Source organism: Streptomyces sp. NPDC024687, from assembly GCF_055559055.1.
In genome coordinates this window covers 1,324,648-1,342,945 of the sequence record NZ_JBVHLJ010000001.1, presented here as the reverse complement: position 1 = coordinate 1,342,945, position 18,298 = coordinate 1,324,648, and the positions used below count along the sequence as shown (strand labels likewise).

17 protein-coding genes are annotated in these 18,298 nt (G+C 72.2%); 6 read left to right on the top strand and 11 right to left on the bottom strand.

What is annotated here, in order from left to right; all coding sequences use genetic code 11:
• Positions 1-29: 29 nt before the first annotated feature.
• A complete protein-coding gene (locus tag ACZ39I_RS06020) occupies positions 30-758 on the bottom strand; it encodes a ZIP family metal transporter (RefSeq protein WP_467243163.1) in 729 nt (242 codons plus the stop codon).
• A gap of 95 nt (positions 759-853) precedes the next feature.
• Between ACZ39I_RS06020 and cobM the strand changes: the two genes are divergently transcribed.
• The 6 genes from cobM to cobC are packed head-to-tail and all read left to right on the top strand — an operon-like array spanning position 854 to position 7,156.
• Entirely contained in the window at positions 854-1,675 is an 822-nt protein-coding gene (gene cobM, locus ACZ39I_RS06015; RefSeq protein ID WP_467243160.1) for a precorrin-4 C(11)-methyltransferase, read from the top strand.
• Entirely contained in the window at positions 1,672-2,901 is a 1,230-nt protein-coding gene (gene cbiE / locus ACZ39I_RS06010) for a precorrin-6y C5,15-methyltransferase (decarboxylating) subunit CbiE (RefSeq protein WP_467243159.1), read from the top strand. The genes cobM and cbiE overlap by 4 nt, the downstream gene beginning before the upstream one ends.
• Positions 2,898-4,583: a precorrin-3B C(17)-methyltransferase gene (gene cobJ, locus ACZ39I_RS06005; protein WP_467243156.1), complete on the top strand. Its 1,686-nt coding sequence runs from the start codon at positions 2,898-2,900 to the stop codon at positions 4,581-4,583. Before cbiE ends, cobJ begins: the two co-directional genes overlap by 4 nt.
• The gene (locus tag ACZ39I_RS06000; RefSeq protein ID WP_467243154.1) at positions 4,580-5,170 is read left to right on the top strand and encodes a precorrin-8X methylmutase; all 591 of its coding nucleotides are present in this window, start codon (positions 4,580-4,582) and stop codon (positions 5,168-5,170) included. The genes cobJ and ACZ39I_RS06000 overlap by 4 nt, the downstream gene beginning before the upstream one ends.
• Positions 5,167-6,096: a sirohydrochlorin chelatase gene (locus ACZ39I_RS05995; RefSeq protein WP_467243150.1), complete on the top strand. Its 930-nt coding sequence runs from the start codon at positions 5,167-5,169 to the stop codon at positions 6,094-6,096. Before ACZ39I_RS06000 ends, ACZ39I_RS05995 begins: the two co-directional genes overlap by 4 nt.
• Positions 6,086-7,156 (top strand): Rv2231c family pyridoxal phosphate-dependent protein CobC, encoded by a 1,071-nt coding sequence (gene cobC, locus ACZ39I_RS05990; RefSeq protein ID WP_467243147.1) that lies wholly within the window; start codon positions 6,086-6,088, stop codon positions 7,154-7,156. Before ACZ39I_RS05995 ends, cobC begins: the two co-directional genes overlap by 11 nt.
• Here cobC and ACZ39I_RS05985 read toward each other — a convergent pair.
• From ACZ39I_RS05985 to ACZ39I_RS05940, 10 genes are all read right to left on the bottom strand, one after another.
• The gene (locus ACZ39I_RS05985; protein WP_467243145.1) at positions 7,104-9,011 is read right to left on the bottom strand and encodes a DUF2264 domain-containing protein; all 1,908 of its coding nucleotides are present in this window, start codon (positions 9,009-9,011) and stop codon (positions 7,104-7,106) included. The two genes, cobC and ACZ39I_RS05985, sit on opposite strands and share 53 nt — an antisense overlap.
• A gap of 14 nt (positions 9,012-9,025) precedes the next feature.
• Positions 9,026-10,081: a LacI family DNA-binding transcriptional regulator gene (locus ACZ39I_RS05980; protein WP_467243142.1), complete on the bottom strand. Its 1,056-nt coding sequence runs from the start codon at positions 10,079-10,081 to the stop codon at positions 9,026-9,028.
• Positions 10,082-10,124: 43 nt separating this feature from the next.
• The gene (locus ACZ39I_RS05975; protein ID WP_467243138.1) at positions 10,125-11,762 is read right to left on the bottom strand and encodes an extracellular solute-binding protein; all 1,638 of its coding nucleotides are present in this window, start codon (positions 11,760-11,762) and stop codon (positions 10,125-10,127) included.
• 31 nt (positions 11,763-11,793) lie between these two features.
• Positions 11,794-12,681 carry a carbohydrate ABC transporter permease gene (locus tag ACZ39I_RS05970; RefSeq protein ID WP_393604598.1) on the bottom strand — a complete coding sequence of 296 codons (888 nt, stop codon included), beginning with the start codon at positions 12,679-12,681 and terminating at the stop codon, positions 11,794-11,796.
• A complete protein-coding gene (locus ACZ39I_RS05965; protein WP_467243137.1) occupies positions 12,678-13,544 on the bottom strand; it encodes an ABC transporter permease in 867 nt (288 codons plus the stop codon). Before ACZ39I_RS05965 ends, ACZ39I_RS05970 begins: the two co-directional genes overlap by 4 nt.
• A gap of 203 nt (positions 13,545-13,747) precedes the next feature.
• Positions 13,748-14,839, bottom strand: a complete 1,092-nt coding sequence (locus ACZ39I_RS05960; RefSeq protein WP_467243135.1) for an amidohydrolase family protein — start codon at positions 14,837-14,839, stop codon at positions 13,748-13,750.
• Between the two features lie 128 nt (positions 14,840-14,967).
• Positions 14,968-15,654, bottom strand: coding sequence for a PIG-L deacetylase family protein (locus tag ACZ39I_RS05955; RefSeq protein WP_467243133.1), 687 nt, complete (start codon positions 15,652-15,654; stop codon positions 14,968-14,970).
• A 54-nt stretch (positions 15,655-15,708) separates the two neighbouring features.
• The gene (locus ACZ39I_RS05950; RefSeq protein WP_467243130.1) at positions 15,709-16,503 is read right to left on the bottom strand and encodes an amino acid ABC transporter ATP-binding protein; all 795 of its coding nucleotides are present in this window, start codon (positions 16,501-16,503) and stop codon (positions 15,709-15,711) included.
• Positions 16,500-17,333, bottom strand: a complete 834-nt coding sequence (locus tag ACZ39I_RS05945; RefSeq protein ID WP_467243128.1) for an amino acid ABC transporter permease — start codon at positions 17,331-17,333, stop codon at positions 16,500-16,502. Before ACZ39I_RS05945 ends, ACZ39I_RS05950 begins: the two co-directional genes overlap by 4 nt.
• Positions 17,330-18,181: a transporter substrate-binding domain-containing protein gene (locus ACZ39I_RS05940; protein ID WP_352390473.1), complete on the bottom strand. Its 852-nt coding sequence runs from the start codon at positions 18,179-18,181 to the stop codon at positions 17,330-17,332. The genes ACZ39I_RS05945 and ACZ39I_RS05940 overlap by 4 nt, the downstream gene beginning before the upstream one ends.
• Positions 18,182-18,298: the final 117 nt, after the last annotated feature.

The following is an 18,298-nucleotide window of genomic DNA, read 5'->3' as shown; positions in this document are numbered from 1 at the left end:
TCTCCGCAAGCCCCTCCAGAGCCGCCGGATCAGCCCGCCAGGCCCACCACCAGCCAGATGAATCCCACGCCCGCGACCGTGCACAGCAGGGTCGAGCGGGCGGGGTGTTCGTGGTGGGCCTCGGGGAGGATCTCGGCCGCAGCGAGGTAGAGGAGCGCGCCGCCGAAGAGGCCGAGATAGCCGCCGAGCAGGCCCTCCGGGATGGTCACGAACGACGTCGAGGCGGCGCCCGCCACCGGGGCCATCGCGTCCGCGACGAGCATGGCCAGTGCCCTGCGGCGGTCGTTCCCGTAGAGGCTCGTGATCGTGTACGTGTTGAAGCCGTCCGCGAAGTCGTGGGCCACGACGGCGAGCGCGACCGCCGTGCCCATGCCGCCGCCCACCTGGAAGGCCGCGCCGATCGCCACGCCGTCCATGGCGCTGTGGCCGACCATCGCGGCCGCGGCCGTCAGGCCCACCTCGGGCGCCCGGCCGTCCCTCTCCGCACCGCCGTGTGCGGCCTGGCGGGCGGCCAGCAGGCGTTCCACCAGATGGGCCAGGAGGAAGCCGGCCACGAACAGGAGCAGGGCCGCGGGGACGCCGAAGACCTCGTCGCCGGCCGCGTGCAGCGCCTCCGGCAGCAGATCCAGGCCGACCACGCCGAGCATCAGTCCGCCGGCCAGGCCGAGGACCAGATGACGGCGGTCGGTCACCCGCTGTGCCGTCCAACCGCCGGCCAGCGTCATCAGGAACGCGCCGAGCGCGACGAAGACCGCCATAGGGCCTTCGTATCCGATCAACCCCCGTTCGCGCACATCCGGCCACCGCGCCGACCGCATCCCCAAGACCTTTTGTGATGAGAGGACCGATTTCCATGGCCGATGCCCCCACCGGCAAGGTGACCTTCGTCGGTGCCGGCCCCGGCGCCGCCGATCTGCTGACGTTCCGGGCCGCGCGCGCCATCGCCGAGGCCGACGTCGTGATCTGGGCCGCGAGCCTGGTGCAGGCGGAGGTCCTCGATCACGCGCGCCAGGACGCGGAGATCCTCGACTCGGCGACCATGTCGCTGGAGGACGTGGTCGCGGTGTACGAGCGGGCGCGCGAGGAGGGCCTCAAGGTGGCCCGGATCCACTCCGGCGACCCGGCCCTGTGGGGTGGTACGCAGGAGCAGCTCGACCGGTGCGCGCGGATCGGCATCGCCACCGAGGTCGTGCCCGGAGTCTCCGCCTTCTCGGCGGTCGCCGCGCTCGCGCAGCGCGAGCTGACCATCCCCGAGGTCGCGCAGTCCGTCGTGCTGACCCGGCTCGGCGGCGGCAAGACGCCGATGCCGCCCGGCGAGGAGGTGCGGGAGTTCGCCAAGCACGGCACCACCATGGCGATCTTCCTGTCCGCCGCGCGCAGTGGGCAGTTGGTGCGGGAGCTGCTGGAGGGCGGCTATCCGACCGCCACGCCGGTCGTGGTCGCCTACCAGGCGACCTGGCCGGAGGAGCTGATCGTGCGCTGCACGATCGAGACGCTGGAGGAGACCGTCAAGGAACACAAGCTGTGGAAGCACACTCTGTTCCTGGTCGGCCCGGCGCTCGACTCCGAGGGCACGCGGTCGCACCTCTACCACCCCGGTCACTTCCACGGGTACCGCAAGGCCGAGCCGGAGGCCCGGCGGGCCCTGCGCGCGTCGCGGGGTGCCGGCACATGATCACGGTGGTGGGCACGGGGACGGGGGCACCGCCCCAGGAGTGCCTGGCCGGTGCCGAGCTGGTCGTGGGCGGGCGGCGGCATTTGGATGCCGTACGGCTGCCGGAGGCGGCGGAACGGATCGTGCTCGGGCCGCTGGCTCCCGCCCTCGACACCATGGCGGAGTACCTGGAGAAGGAACGGCGGGTGGTCGTGCTGGCCTCCGGCGACCCCGGGTTCTTCGGGATCGTGCGGGTGCTGGCCGAGCGGTTCGGGCCCGGTGCGCTGGATGTGCGGCCCGGGGTCTCCTCCGTCGCCACCGCGTTCGCGCGGGTGGGTCTGCCGTGGGAGGACGCGGTGGTGGTGAGCGCGCATGGGCGGGCTCTGCGTACGGCCGTCAACGTGTGTCGTGCGCGGCCCAAGGTGGCGGTGCTGACGGGGCCGGGGGCCGGTCCCGCCGAGCTGGGAGCCGCGCTCACGGCCGGGACACGGGTCCTCGTCGTCGCCTCCGCCCTCGGTACCGAGGACGAGCGCGTGGAGCGGGTCACCCCCGCCGAGGCCGCCGCCCGGGACTGGGGTACGGCGGTGAGTGTCGTGCTGTGTCTCGACGAGTCCCGGGCGCTCGGTACCGTGCGCACGGTCGCCGGACCCACCGCCGCGCCCGCCCAATGGGCCCTGGAAGAGACCGAGTTCGCTCACCGCGACTCGATGATCACCAAGTTCGAGGTGCGGGCGCTGGCGCTGGCCCGGCTCGGGCCGCGGCTCGGGGAGCTGGTGTGGGACGTCGGCGCGGGCTCCGGGTCCGTGGCCGTGGAGTGCGCGCGACTCGGTGCCGCCGTCGTCGCGGTCGAGAAGGCCCCCGACGGTGTCGAGCGGATCCGCGCCAACGCGGCCGCGCACGGGGTCGACGTACGGGTCGTGCACGGGTCCGCGCCGGACGCGCTGGCCGAACTCGACGACCCCGACGCCGTGTTCGTCGGCGGTGGGGGGCGGGAGCTGCCCGACATCGTCGGCGCGTGTGCGCGGCGGGCCCGGCGGAGCGTCGTCGTCGCCATGGCCGCGCTGGACCGGGTGCCGGCCGTACGCGCGGCCCTCACCGGTGCCGGGTTCGACTGCGACGGCGTACTGCTCCAGTCGTCCCGGCTCGCGCCGCTGCCCGGGGACGTGACCCGGCTCGCCGCGACCAATCCGGTTTTCCTGCTGTGGGGCGTCAGAAACCCCGTGTACCGAGAGGGAGTTGCTCTGTGATCGGCCTTATTTCCGCCACTGCGGCGGGGGCGGCGGCACGCGACCGGCTGGCCGCGGCATGGCCGGACCGCACGCGCGTGTACGACGGACCCGTGGGGGACGCCGTGCGGCGGGCGTTCGCGGAGTGCGAGCAGCTCGTGTGTTTCCTGGCCACGGGCGCGGTGGTCCGCCTGATCGCGCCGCTGCTCGGCGGCAAGGCGTCCGACCCGGGCGTGGTGTGTGTCGACGAGAGCGGGCGGTTCGCCGTGTCCCTGGTCGGCGGGCACGGCGGCGGTGCCAATGAACTCGCCCGGGAGGTCGGGGAGTTGCTGGGTGCCGAGCCCGTGGTGACGACGGCGACCGACGCGGTGGGGGTGCCGGGGCTCGACACGCTCGGGCTGCCGGTGGAGGGCGCGGTGGCCGCCGTGTCGCGGGCGCTCCTGGACGGGGAGCCCGTCGCCCTGCACAACGAGTCGCGCTGGCCGCTGCCTCCGCTCCCGGTCGCCGGGCAGGGGGCGTACGGCATCCGGGTCACGGACCGGCTGGTCGAGCCGCTGCCCGAGCAGGAGGCCGTCCTGCGTCCCCCCACACTCGTCGTCGGCGTCGGCGCTTCCAAGGGCGCGCCCGTCGAGGAGGTGCTGGAGCTGATCGAGGGCTCGTTGCGCGAGGCCGGGCTGTCCCCGAAGTCGATCGCCCACCTCGCCACCGTGGACGCCAAGGCGCAGGAGCCCGGGATCGTGGCGGCGGCCGAGCGGCTCGGCGTGCCCCTGGTCACCCACTCCGCCGAGGAGTTGGCCGCCGTCGAGGTGCCCAACCCCTCGGACGCGCCCCTGGCCGCCGTGGGCACCCCCTCCGTCGCCGAGGCCGCCGCGCTCGTCCACGGCGGCGAACTCCTCGTCCCCAAGCGGAAATCGGCCGCGCAGCCCGCCATGGCGACCTGCGCTGTCGTACGGCGTCCCGCGCGCGGCCGGCTCGCGGTCGTCGGACTGGGTCCTGGCGCCCGGGACCTGCTCACGCCCCGCGCGAAGGCGGAGCTCCAGCGCGCTTCGGTGCTGGTCGGGCTCGACCAGTACGTCGACCAGATCCGTGACCTGCTGCGGCCCGGTACCCGGATCCTGGAGTCGGGGCTCGGGGCCGAGGAGGAGCGAGCCCGGACCGCCGTGGCCGAGGCTGCCAAGGGTCAGGCGGTCGCGCTCATCGGCAGCGGGGACGCCGGCGTGTACGCCATGGCCTCCCCCGCGCTCGCCGAGGCCTCCGACGACATCGACGTGATCGGCGTCCCCGGGGTCACCGCGGCGCTCGCGGCGGCAGCGATCCTCGGTGCCCCGCTGGGACACGACCACGTGTCCATCAGCCTGTCCGACCTGCATACCCCGTGGGAGGTCATCGAGCGGCGGGTGCGCGCGGCGGCCGAGGCGGACATCGTGGTCACCTTCTACAACCCCCGTTCCCGGGGCCGGGACTGGCAGCTGCCCAAGGCGCTCGCGATCCTCGCCGAGCACCGCGAGCCGGCCACGCCGGTCGGGGTCGTACGCAACGCGTCCCGGCCGGACGAGTCCGCTCGGCTGACGACCCTGGCCGCGCTCGACCCGGCGACGGTCGACATGATGACGGTCGTGACCGTGGGCAACACGGCGACCCGTGACATCGCGGGGCGCATGGTGACGCCGCGCGGCTACCGCTGGCAGGAGGGCGCCGAGTGAACCGTGTCGTCCACCCGATCGAGGTGGAGTCCTACCGGCGGCTGCGCGCCCGCCTGGACACCTCGCACTTCCCGCCGCTGACCCGGGCGGTGGTGGAGAGGGTCATCCACTCCGCCGCCGATCTGGAGTACGCCACCGATCTCGTCATGGACGAAGGCGACTTGGAGAAGGCGCACATCGCGCTGCACTCCGGCGCACCTGTCGTCACGGACGTGGAGATGGTCGCGGCCGGGATCACCCGGCGGGAGACCGTCTGCCGGCTGCGGGACGCCAAGTCGGGTCCGGGACTGACCCGTTCGGCCCACGCGATCCGGCTCGCCCACGAGCAGGTCGGCCCGGGGGCGATCTGGGTGATCGGCAACGCCCCCACCGCGCTGGAGGAGTTGCTGACCCTGGACGCGGCCCCGGCGCTGGTCATCGGACTGCCCGTCGGCTTCGTCGGCGCGGTCGAGTCCAAGGCCGCGTTGCGCGAGAGCGGGCTGCCCGCCGTGAGCAACGTGTCCGAGAAGGGCGGTTCCGCGGTGGCCTCCGCCGCGCTCAACGCCCTGCTGTACCACCCCACTCACCCCTCTGAGGAGACCTCGTGACCACCCCGCCGCCCGCCCTGCTCATCGCCGGTCATGGCACCCGGGACGATGCCGGAGCCGAGGCGTTCCGCGACTTCGTCCGGGAGCTGGGGGCCCGCCACCCCGACCTGCCCGTCGCGGGCGGCTTCATCGAGCTGTCCCCGCCGCCGCTCACCGACGCGGTGGCCGAGCTGGTTCAGCGCGGTGTCCGCCGGTTCGCCGCCGTGCCGCTGATGCTGGTGTCCGCCGGACACGCCAAGGGCGACATCCCGGCCGCGCTGTCCCGTGAGAAGGAACGGCACCCGGGGATCTCGTACACCTACGGGCGCCCGCTGGGCCCGCACCCGGCGCTGCTGAACGTCCTGGAGCGGCGTCTCGACGAGGCGCTGGGCGCCACCGGGGGGCGTGCCCCGCTGGACCGGGCGGACGTGACCGTGCTGCTCGTCGGCCGGGGCTCCACCGACCCCGACGCCAACGCCGAGGTGTACAAGGCGGCCCGGCTGCTGTGGGAGGGGCGCGGATACGCGGGCGTGGAGACGGCGTTCGTGTCGCTGGCGGCGCCGGACGTGCCGAGCGGCCTGGACCGGTGTGTGGCGCTGGGGTCGCGCAGGATCGTCGTACTGCCCTACTTCCTGTTCACCGGGATCCTGCCGGACCGGGTGAGGCAGCAGACCGAGGGCTGGGCGGCCGCGCACCCGGAGGTCGAGGTGCGCTCCGCGGACGTCATCGGTCCGGAGCCGGAGCTGCTGGACCTGGTGATGGAGCGGTACGAGGAGGCCGTCAAGGGCGATCTGCGGATGAACTGCGACTCGTGCGTGTACCGCATCGCGCTGCCGGGCTTCGAGGACAAGGTGGGCCTGCCGCAGCAGCCGCACTTCCACCCGGACGACGACGGCCACCATCACCACCACGGCCACCACCACGACGCCCACACCCATGCGCACTGACCGGGCCGGCGGCCACGACCTGCGACACCACGGCGACGCCGAGGTACGGGACGACGGGGCCCGGCTCACCGACCTCGCAGTGAACGTCCGCGCGGACACTCCCCCGGCATGGCTGCGGGAGCGGATCGCGGGGTCGCTGGCCGGGCTCGCCGCGTATCCCGACGGGCGGGCGGCGCGGGCGGCGGTGGCCGCACGGCACGAGGTGCCGGTGGAGCGGGTGCTGCTGACGGCGGGGGCCGCCGAGGCGTTCGTGCTGCTCGCCCGCGCCCTGACGGCCCGTCATGCCGTGGTGGTGCACCCGCAGTTCACCGAGCCCGAGGCGGCGCTGCGGGACGCCGGGCACCCGGTCGACCGGGTGCTGCTGCGGGAGGAGGACGGTTTCCGGCTCGATCCGGCGGCCGTCCCCGAGGACGCCGATCTGGTGGTCGTGGGCAACCCGACCAACCCCACCTCGGTGCTGCATCCGGCCGCCACGATCGCCGAACTGGCCCGTCCCGGGCGGACCTTGGTGGTGGACGAGGCGTTCCTGGACGCGGTGCCGGGCGAGCGCGAGGCCCTGGCCGGGCGGACGGACGTGCCCGGACTCGTCGTCCTGCGCAGCCTGACGAAGACGTGGGGCCTGGCCGGGCTCCGGATCGGTTACGTCCTCGCCGCCCCGGAGACGATCGCCGAACTGGAGCGCGCCCAGCCCCTGTGGCCGGTCTCCACCCCGGCCCTCGCGGCGGCCGTGGCGTGCATGGAGCCGCGGGCCCTGGCGGAGGCCGCCCACGCGGCCCATCGCGTCGCCACCGACCGGGCCCATCTGGTCGCCGGGCTGCGGGAGTTCGCCCCGGACGGCCTGAGGGTGGTCGAGCCGGCCGAGGGCCCCTTCGTCCTCGTACGCCTGCCGGAGGCCGCTGACGTACGACGGCATCTGCGCGACCTGGGGTTCGCGGTGCGGCGCGGGGACACGTTCCCGGGGCTCGGCGAGGAGTGGCTGCGGCTCGCGGTGCGGAACCGGGCGACGGTCAACTCCTTTCTGCAGGCGCTGGATCAGGCGGTGACGCTGGCCCGGCACTGAGGCGGGTGCCGTCGGGGAAACGGATCTCGACGGTGCCGTCGGGGGTGGGCGTGGCGTCCGCGCCCGTGAGGGGCACGTCGGCGCCGAGGGCCACGAGGGTGACCAGGAGCGGGCCGGTGCCTTCGAGAACGGGGGTCGCGGAGTACCGCCCGTACGCGTTGGTGTCTTCGGCCGCCGCGACCGTCCCGGCACCCTCGCCCCAGCCGTACAGGCCGACGACGGCGCTCGTCAGTCCGCCCGCCGCCCGGCGGACCCGCGCCCAGCCCGGCCCGCGCTCGGCGACCGGCGGCCCGGAGTCGTCGGCGAGCGCCCAGCCCCCTTCCCGCACCGGGGTGTCGGATGCCGGATCGATGCGGTGCACGCGCACCTCCCACGGCCCGTGCACCACGCTCACCGTCTCGACGCGGTGCCCGAGTGCGCGGTGCCAGGAGGCGGCCGTGCGGCCCTCGCAGTGGAGCGGGTGGATACGGCCGCGGGGGGACGGCGTGCCGTCGGGGGCGAGCAGGGCGAGGTGGTTGTCGGGGCCGAGGGGGGTCTCGGGCGCGGTGGCGGTGGAGTAGGCGAGCTTGGCGTAGTGCGGGCTGTCGTCGTCGGTCGCGGGTGGGGGCGGGAGGCGGTCGGTGCCGTGGTTGACGAGGCGGACGATCCCGTCGGAAGCGGTCGAGTGGAGCAGCCAGCCGGGGGCGGGGAGCGCGAGGACCGTGTCGGCGGTGTCGACGGGGCCGGGCTCCTCGGGAGCCGTCCACACCGGGTGGTCGGCGGGCAGCAGCAGGCCGAGGAACGCCTTGCTCGCCCAGTACGGGGAGGCGGGGCCCGAGTAGCGCTGGAGCACTCCCCCGAACGGCCGGTACCAGCCGAGGGTGAGCAGGCCGCGCTCATCGGGGACGCCCCGCTCGGTGAAGTGCTTCAGGGCGCCGGAGGCCAGGCGGCGGGTGAGGCCGGGCGGCAGTGGAGTGGCTTCGGCGAGGGCACCCGCCCACAGCGGGGCGGCGGCGGCGTACCGGTAGGTGAGGGAGCGGCCCTGGTGGACGGGGGCGCCGTCGGAGCCGAAGAAGTGCTGGTGGACGCCGAGGAATTCGCGCAGCCGGTCGCGGTGGCGGGCCACCGTCCCCGGGTCGGCGCGCGGCCCCGCGATCCGGGCCCACAGCACCGGGTACAGGTGCAGCGCCCAGGCGTTGTAGTAGTCGAACTTCTTCCCGTCCCCGTCGGTGTACCAGCCGCCGCCCCGGTACCAGTCGTCCAGCCGGGCGAGGCCCGCGTCGATCTCCGCCCGGATGTGCGGGGCCCCGACGGAGGCCAGGAACTCCTCCGTGATCACCTGGAAGAGCCGCCAGTTGGAGTCGTTGGCCGTGGCGCCGACGAACCGGCCGAGCCACGCGACGACCCGGTCCCGCACGTCGTCGTCGAGCCGGTCCCACAGCCAGGGCCGGGACTCGTGCAGCGCAAAGGCGATCGAGGCCGCCTCCACCATCGGCTGGGCGCGGTCGGTGATCGGCGGCCAGTGCTCGGGGTGGTGCGGGTCGGTACCGGCGGCAAGCCCTTCGGCGTACCGCTCGACGAGCGCGGGGCCGACCCGCCCCGCCGACCCGGCGATCCGGAAGGCGGCGAGCAGGAAGGACCGCGCGAATCCCTCCAGGCCGTCGGACCAGGCCCCGGAGTGGCTGGGCGGTCCGGGGAGCCGGTACTGGGCGAAGCCGGGGGTGGCGTAGGGCAGCAGTCCGTCGAGCAGCCGGTCGGCGACGGCTTCCCAGTGGGCGCGGGTCCAGCCGGTGAGGGGGGAGAGGAGGGGGTCGGTGGGCGGGAGGTCGGGGTGGTGCGTCGGGTCGTCGGGGAGCGACAGATGCGGCGCGGTCATACGGGGGTGAGTCCTTAGTCGGTCGGTGGTGGGGCGACGCTTTTGCGTACGACGATGTGCGTGCCCAGCAGATGGTGGCTTCCGGCGGCGTGTTCGGGGTCGCGCAGGGCGATGCGTACGGCGGCGCGGCCGAGCTCCTCGGCGGGCGTACGGACCGTCGTCAGCGGGGGGTTGAAGTCCTCGGCGAGCGGGATGTCGTTGTAGCCGACGACGGAGATGTCCGCGGGCACGCCGAGCCCGGCGTCGGCGATGGCTCGCAGTGCTCCCGCCGCGACCATGTCGTCACCGGCGACCACCGCCGTGAACTCCCTGGTCTCCTTGAGCAGTTCGGCCATCGCCCGGAGCCCCGCCGCCCGTCCGAGGCCGCAGTCGACGACCCGTGCGGCCGCCGGGGGCAGCCCGTGCTCGGCGAGCGCGGCCCGGTACCCGGCGACGCGCGCGTCCAGGGCGGTGTTCCCGGGCAGCCCGCCGAGGAAGACGATCCGCCGGTGCCCGGCGGACAGCAGATGCCCGGTGATCGCCCGGGCCCCGGCCTCGTTGTCGAACTCCACGACCAGCGCCGGGATCTCGGGATCCGGGGCGGGGCGGCCGCACAGCACCAGCCGGGCCCCGGTGGAGTCGAGGGCCTGCGCGTAGTGGGCCACGCGGGAGCGGTACGCGTCGTCCTCGACGACCCCGCCGACGAGGATCACCAGCCGGGCCCCCTCCTCCCGCATCAGCTGCACGAACTCCATCTCCCGCTGCGGATCCCCGCCGGTCGCCCCGACCACGCACAGCCACCCGCGGTCGGCGGCCTCGGCCTCCACTCCCTCGGCGACCTGGGCGTAGAAGGGGCTGGTGACCTGCCGGACGACGACGGCGGCCATCTTGCGGCCCCCGCCGACCAGCGCCCGGGCGTGCGCGTTGGCGACGTAGTCGAGATCGCGGGCGGCACGCAGGACACGGGCCCGGGTCGCGGCCGGCACCGGATGGTTGCCGCTGAGCGCGCGCGAGGCCGTCGCCATCGAGACCCCCGCGCGCTCGGCGACGTCGCGGATGGTGACCCGTCGCCTGGACCCCGTGTCCGTCATGTCGTTCTCCATCCCCCGCGTCTCCTGTTCCACCGGCGGCGCCTCATGTGTTGGCCGCGTAGTCCTTCGCGAACTCCCCGGCCATTCTGTCGCCGCCCTGAGCCCGCCACTTCTTGACCACCGCTTCCCACTCCGACAGCGGCAGCCGTCCGGCGACGATCCCGGTGACGGCGTCGTCGAGCAGCGCCTTGAGCGTGGTGCCCTGGGCGTTCTTGGTGCGGGACTGCAGGCCGTTGGAGGCGTTGCGGATGGCGTGCGGCACTACCTTTCGCTGCCAGGAGTGCAGGGCCCGTACGGCGTCCGGCATGCCCGGCACGAACAGCACCTGCGGGCCTTCGGCGAGGTACTTCAGCGGCAGGTTGGTGTTGTTCTCGACCTCGCCGAGCTCGGTGGGCTCGGGCGAGCCGTCCTTGCCGCGGGTGAAGTGGGTGCCCTCGACGCCGTAGTGGACGAGCTCCCACTCCTGGCTGCCGAAGGGAGCGGCGAGGTAGTCGAGGATACGCAGGAGGAGTTCGACGCGCTCCTTCTTCGCCTTCTTCAGGACGGTGTAGCCGAAGGAGCGGCGGGCGGCGACGATCCCGCCGGGCTCGCCGTCCACGTTGTACGGGAGAGCCGCGGCCGGGGTCAACTTTCCCTGCGACTCACGGTACTTGGGGAGGTAGGCGCCGAAGCCGTCCTGCATGGAGCCGACGGTGCCGTTGTAGTAGAGCGTGGTCAGGTCGATCTGGGACACGGACGTCGAGTCCGGGTAGTAGGAGCCGCCCTTGCGGAGCCGGGCCTGGTAGGCGATGGCCGCCTTGTAGCGTTCGTCGGTCGCACAGTGCTGGAAGGTGCCGTCCTTGGTGACGGCCCACTCGTTGGGCGCGTGGTGGGCGGCTGCGTGCACGGCGTTGCCGAACAGGGAGCCGTTGGCGGCCCCGAGCGCGTAGGTGCGGCCGCTGGTGGCCCGCCGGGCGACGGCGGCGAAGTCCTCGGAGGTCCAGCCCTCCTTCATGCCGGCGTCGGCGAAAAGGCCCTGGTTGAGCCAGAGGGTGGAGCCGGGCAGCGGGCGTTCCAGCGGGATGCCGTAGATGCGGCCGCCGATGCGTCCCATGTCCTGCCAGGCGTGGGTGGGGATCCCGGCGAGGTTCGGGTATTCGCTGATCGCCTCGCCGGAGAGGTACGGCGTGAGGTCCTCGGCCCGGCGCTGCACGAACTCCGCCTCGCGGGGCAGGACGAAGCCGGAGAAGAGGTTGATGATGTCGGGCAGGGTGTCGGGGTCGCCCGCCATGACGGTGGCCATCTTCTTCTGGTAGTCGGCCTGGGAGACGATCGTGTACTCGATCTTCACCCCGAGTGCCTTCTCGACGGCCGCCCAGAACCGGTTCGCCGAGGCCGGCTTGGGCGGGGTGCCGAAGGACACCGACATGACCCTGACGGTCGAGCCGTCGCCGGGGGTGCGGGAGACGGACTTGACGAGGTCGGCGGGGTAGGCGGTGTATCCGGCCTGGACGCCCGCCTCGGTGGGGGCGAGATCCGGCTTGGGGCCGCTCGCGGCCTTGTACGCGGGCCAGGGGGCCAGCTTCTTGCCCGCGTTGGAGACGTCGCTGTCGCCGGAGCCGGTGGAGCAGGCGGTCAGCGCACCGGAGACGGAGGCCGCCGCCGCGGACAGCAGAAGGGTGCGTCGGGACATGCTGGGCATGGGTGAATCACCTCGTGTCGGCTTGGGTCGGTCAGCTCTTGATGGCGCCGGTGAGCACGCCCTTGGTGAAGTACTTCTGGAGGAAGGGATAGATCAGCAGGATCGGCACGGTGGCGATCACGAGGACCGCCATCTGCACGGTCTGCGGGGCGGTGACGGTGCCCTCGCCGGTGGTGGCGTCGGTGAGCCCGGAACCGGCCACCACGTAGGTGCGCAGCACCTGTTGGAGGGGCCAGTGGTCGCTCTCCAGGTAGAGGGAGGCGTAGAACCAGGAGTTCCAGTAGGCCACCGCGTAGAAGAGTCCCACGACGGCCAACGCGGCCTTGGACAGCGGCAGTACGACGGAGACGAGCACCCGCCAGTCCCCCGCCCCGTCGAGACGCGCGGCCTCGTAGAGCTCGTCGGGGATGCCCTGGAAGAAGCCGCGCAGGACGACCAGGTTGAAGACGTTGACCAGCACGGGCAGGACCAGCGAGGCGTAACTGTCCAGCAGGCCGAGCTCCTTGACCAGCAGGAAGCTCGGGATCATGCCGGGCGGGAAGAGGAACGTGAACAGGACGAGGAGCAGGACGGGCCTGCCGCCGAGGACACCGGGGCGGGACAGGGCGTAGGCGAGGGTGACCGTGCACAGGAGGCTCAGCGAGGTTCCCACGACGGTGACGCCGACGCTGACACCGAGGGCGTGGGTGACGATGCCGCCGTCGAGGATGTCGCGGTAGGCCTTGAGCGAGGGGTGGGTGGGCCACAGCACCCAGCCCCCGTTGTCGACGACCTCCTCGGTGGAGGCGAGCGAGGTCGACACGATGACGAGGAACGGGACACAGACCAGCAGGACGACCACGGCGAGGGCGAGCGCCTTCGCGGCCTGCGTCACCGGCTTCGGTTTCTCCATCCATCCCGGACGGGCCTGGGCACTCACTTGTAGACCCCCTGTTCGCCGAGGCGGTGCGCGACCTTGTTGGCGGCGTAGACGAGCAGCGCGCCGACCACGCCCTTGAACAGCCCTGCCGCGGCGGCGAATCCGTAGTCGCCGCCGACGATGCCCTGGTAGTAGACGAAGGTGTCGATGATCTCGGAGGCCTCGGGGCCGACCGCGTCGCGCTGGAGCAGCATCTGCTCGAAGCCGACCGAGAGGATGTCGCCGAGCCGCATGATCAGCAGCAGCACGATCACCGGGCGTACGGCGGGCAGGGTGACGTGCCAGAAGCGCCGCCAGGGGCCCGCCCCGTCGATCGCGGCGGCCTCGTACTGCTGCTCGTCGACCTGGGCGAGGGCGGCGAGGAAGATGATCGTGCCCCAGCCGGCGTCCTTCCAGATGACCTGGGCGACGACGAGCGGTTTGAAGGCGTCGGGGTTGCCGATGATGTCGACGCTGTGCAGCCCCATGCCGTCCAGGCCGGAGTTGAGCAGTCCGGTGTCGCCGAGCAGTTGCTGGAAGAGGGCGACGACGATCACCCACGAGATGAAGTGCGGGAGATAGGCGACGGACTGCACGAACCGGCGGACGCTGGTCCAGGTGAGGCTGTGCAGCAGCAGGGCGAGGCCGAGCGGGACCGGGAAGTAGAACACGAGCTGGAGGACGGCGATCCAGACGGTGTTGAGCACCGCGTCCCAGAACGCGGTGTCCTCGAACATCCGCTGGAAGTTGCCGAGTCCGGTCCAGGGGCTGCCCCACAGCCCGTCGAAGGGCACGTACTCCTTGAACGCGATGACGTTGCCGACCAGTGCCCCGTAGTGGAAGAGCAGGAAGTAGGCGAGGCCGGGCAGCATCAGCAGGAGCATGGCCCTGCTCTGAAAGCGTTTTCGTCGAACGACTGCCAAGGCTCTCCCTCTTCCTGGTGGGGCAGATCGAAGAGGAAGTTAAAGCGCTTTCATGCACGGGTCAACAGTTCTGACAAAGGTGGGGAGTTGGCGCAGGTCAGCGTGGGGCGCCGAAGCGTGAACGCGAGTGAAAACGCTCTCAGTCAGCTGATGTCGGCCGGGGCCTACTCCACCGCCCGGCCATTCAGTACGATCTGCCGCGGTGCCGCCAGGACGCGTACGTCCGTGCGCGGGTCCTGTTCGTAGACCACCAGGTCCGCGGCGGCGCCCTCCTCCAGTCCTGGGCGTCCCAGCCATCTCCGAGCACCCCATGTGGTCGCCGACAGGGCGTCCAGCGGGGGGATCCCGGCCGTCACCAGTTCCGCGACCTCCGCCGCGACCAGGCCGTGCGGGAGGGTGCCGCCCGCGTCCGTGCCGACGTAGACCGGGATGCCGGCGTCGTAGGCGCTGCGGACGGTGTCGTAGCGGCGTTCGTGGAGCCGTCGCATGTGGGCCGACCAGCGGGGGAACCTGGACTCGCCGCCGTCCGCGAGCTTCGGGAAGGTCGCGATGTTGACCAGGGTCGGGACGATCGCGACGCCGCGTTCGGCGAAGAGGGGGATCAGGTCGTCCGTGAGCCCGGTGGCGTGTTCGACGCAGTCGATGCCCGCCTCGACCAGGTCCTTCAGCGAGTTCTCGGCGAAGCAGTGCGCGGTGACGCGGGCGCCGAGGCGGTGCGCCTCCGCGATGGCCGCCTCGGCCGCTTCGCGCGGCCAACTGGGAGCCAGGTCGCCCACCTCGCGGTCGATCCAGTCCCCCACGAGCTTCACCCAGCCGTCGCCGCGCCGGGCTTCCTGGGCGACGTACGCGACGAGGTCCTCGGGCTCGATCTCCCAGGCGAAGTTCCTGATGTAGCGGCGGGTGCGGGCGATGTGCCGGCCGGCCCTGATGATCTTCGGCAGGTCCTCGCGGTCGTCCACCCAGCGGGTGTCGGAGGGCGATCCGGCGTCGCGGATCAGCAGGGTGCCGGCCTCCCGGTCGGCCAGTGCCTGCTTCTCGGCCACGTCCTGGTCGACCGGGCCGTGCGCGCCGAGACCCACATGGCAGTGCGCGTCCACCAGGCCGGGCAGCGCCCAGCCCGACACCGTGCGGATGTCACGGGCGGCGACGGGGCGGTCGTAGGAGATCCGCCCGTCGACCACCCACAGCTCGTCCCGGACGTCCTCGGGGCCGGCCAGGATCCGCCCCTTCACGTGCAGCACCGTGCGATCGCTCATGACCGCACCCTAGCCAGCCCGAGGTCACCGCTCCCAGGGCGGTGGTCCCTCGAAGGCGAGCCGGTGGACGTCGAAGAGGACCGCCGCCTCGACACCGAGGGCGGGGCCGCCCAGTCGGGCCGCCCAGGTCAGGAAGGGCGCGGTGCGAAGGCTCCCGCACCGAGGCCCTTGGTGTACTCGGCGTGCGCGGTCAGGGAGGCGATGCCCCGCTCCAGGGATTCGCCGGTGACGTCCACGCCGTGGGTGGGGCGCTCGGTGCCGGCTACGGCCACGAAGCGGACGCCGCCCCAGGGTTCGAGGCCCTCGTCGGCGAGTTCGGGGAAGATCCAGCGGTTGCCGGCGTCGCGGGCCGCGTCGAGCGCGGCCAGGCCGACCACTCGGTGGTCGGCCTGGTTGACCACCCCGGCGACCATCCGCACGGTGTACGCCCCCGTCACCACGACCTCGGGCCGGTGCCGCCGGATCGCCCGCACGATGTCGCGGCGCAGGGCAGGCCCCTCCTCGATCATCCCGTCGCGGTGGTCGAGGAACTCCACCGTGTCCACGCCCACTTCCCGCGCGCCCGCCCGTTCCTCGGCCTCGCGCAGCGGGCCCGCCCGATCCGGGTGCAGTCCGTCGATGCCCGCCTCGCCGCGGGTGACCAGCAGATACGTGACCCGCTTGCCCTGTGTCGTCCAGCGGGCCACCGCGGACGCCGTCCCGTACTCGATGTCGTCCGGGTGCGCCGCCACGGCGAGGCAGCGCTCCCAGTCCTCCGGCAGCGGGAGCAGGGTGCCGCCCGCTCCGAAGCCGCCCGTGTCGTCAGGAGTCGTCATGCCCGAATGATGACGCTTGTCGGACTCCCTGCGACAGGGGAACACACGTCCCTCTCAGGTGTCCGTTCGGATGCTCTTTCCGGTGTCGTTCTCCTCCACGTCGGCCATCGCCGGGTCCAGGAGCCGGGAGAGGAAGTGGCGGGTGCGCTCATGGCTCGGGGCGCCGATGACCCGGTCCGGGGTGCCGTCCTCGACGATCACTCCGTCGTCCATGAAGACCACCCGGTCGGCGACCTCGCGGGCGAAGGTCATCTCGTGGGTGACGACCATCATCGTCATGCCCTCCCGGGCCAGCATCCGCATGACCGCGAGCACGTCGCCCACCAGCTCCGGGTCGAGGGCCGAGGTCGGCTCGTCGAAGAGCATCACCTCGGGGCCCATGGACAGGGACCGGGCGATCGCGACGCGCTGCTGCTGTCCGCCGGACAGGGAGGCCGGGTAGGCGTCCGCCTTCTCCGCCAGGCCCACGCGCTCCAGGTTCTCGGCGGCCACCTTCGCCGCCTGCGCCTTGCCCCGCCTGAGGACCCTGCGCTGCGGCAGCGTGAGGTTCTCGGTCACCGTGAGGTGCGGGAACAGGTTGAACTGCTGGAAGACCATGCCGATACGGCGGCGTACGGCGTCGATGTCCACGTCGGGGTCGGTGAGTTCGGTGCCGCCGACGAAGACCTGGCCCTTCGTCGGCTCCTCCAGGAGGTTCACGCACCGCAGCAGCGTGGACTTGCCCGAGCCCGAGGGGCCGATCACACAGACGACCTCGCCCTGGCCGATCTCGAGGTCGATACCCTTGAGCACCTCGTTGTCGCCGAAGGACTTGTGCAGGCCCTTGACCTGGATCTCCGGTCGGCTCATTTCACGGCCTCCTGGGCCTTGGCCTCCATACGGCGGACCACGAACCCGAGCGGGATCGTCACCAGCAGGTAGCACAGCCCCGCGACGAGGATCGGCGTGGAGTTGGCGGTCGTACTGGCCAGGTCACGGCCGTACTTGGACAGTTCGCGCTCCTCCAGGGTGACACCGAGGAACAGCACCAGGGAGGAGTCCTTGAAGAGCAGGACGAGTTCGTTGGTCAGCGGCGGGAGGATGATCCGGAACGCCTGCGGGATGACGATCGAGACCATCGCGCGGGCCGGGGAGAAGCCCAGTGAACGGGCCGCCTCCAGCTGCCCCTTGGGCACCGCCTGGATGCCCGCGCGGATCGTCTCCGCCATGTAGGCCGCCGCCACCAGGCCGAGCGCGAGGGCGACCTTGCCGTAGGTGCCGCCGATGATCTCCGTACCGGGAAACGCGAGCGGTACGGCCACGCCGATGAAGATGAAGATCAGCAGTGCGGGCAGTCCGCGGAAGATCTCGATGTAGACACCGGCGAACCAGCGGTAGGGGCCCACCGACGACAGCCGCATCAGCGCGATGACCATGCCGAGGACGAGTCCGACGACGAAGCCGGACAGCGTGTAGAGCACGGTGTTCTTCAGCGCCAGCGTGATGACGTCGGGGAACATCTGGTCGGCGATGTCCGCCTGCGCGAACTGGTTCTTCAGCCGCCCCCAGTCCGCCGAGACCGCGAAGGCGATCACGGCGGCCACGAAGACGGCGTACTGGATGCCGCGCGACAGACTGCGCTTCTGACGCCGGGTCAGGCCCTTTTTGCGAGGCTGGAGTTGCGCGTCCGCCGCGGTCATGAGGCGGAGGGAGACGCGACCGACTCGTCGTACGGGCCGATCCACTTCTCGTAGAGCTTCTTGTACGTGCCGTCGGCCTTGGCGTCCGAGAGCGCCTTGTTGACGGCGGCCAGCAGCTTGGTGTTGCCCTTCTTGACCGTGAAGCCGTACTGCTCACCGGTGTTGATGTTGTCGGCGACCTGGAAGGCGTCGGCGTTGGCCTTGTTCTTCAGCCAGCCCTGGACGACCGGGTAGTCGATGACGACGGCCTTGACCTGGCCGGAGCGCAGGCCGTTGAGGACGGCGTCGGAGGACTCGAAGGAGACCGGGTCGAAGCCCTGGCCCTTGACGTAGTCCTCGCCGGTGGTCTGCGCCTGGGCGCCGAGCTGCACCTTTTTCGCCTTGGCGGCGGCGAGCGAGGAGATCCCGCTGCCCTTGGTGACCAGGAGGGCCTGGGTGGCGTCGAAGTAGGGGTCCGAGAAGTCGACGTTCTTCTTGCGTTCCTCGGTGATGGTCATGCCGGCCGCGGCCAAGTCGCACGAGCCGGAGTTGAGGAAGGCACCGGTCTTGAAGTTCTCGAAGGGGGTGTCGAGGATCTCCTGCTTCACGCCGAGGTCCTTGGCGACCAGGTCGATGAGGGAGACGTCGAAGCCCTGGACCTTGCCGTCGATCTCCGACTGGAAGGGCGGGTACGGCAGGTGGGTGCAGGTGGTGAGCTGTCCGCCCTTGACCAGTTCGACCCCGCCCGCGGCGGTCTTCGAACCGCTGCCGCCGTCGTCGCTGGAGGTACAGGCAGCGACGAGCAGGAGCCCGGCCGTCGCGGTGGTGGCGGCCAGGACGCGGGTCCGGCGCCCGGAGAGGGTGTTCACGGAAGGCCTCCTGTGGGGGAACTGTGGGTTCCGATTATAAGGAAAGGTTTGAGTCTCTCAAACCAAACCGATGGTCGCGAGGCCGTTCAGCCTGGGAAGTCGCCGGTCGGTGGGGGG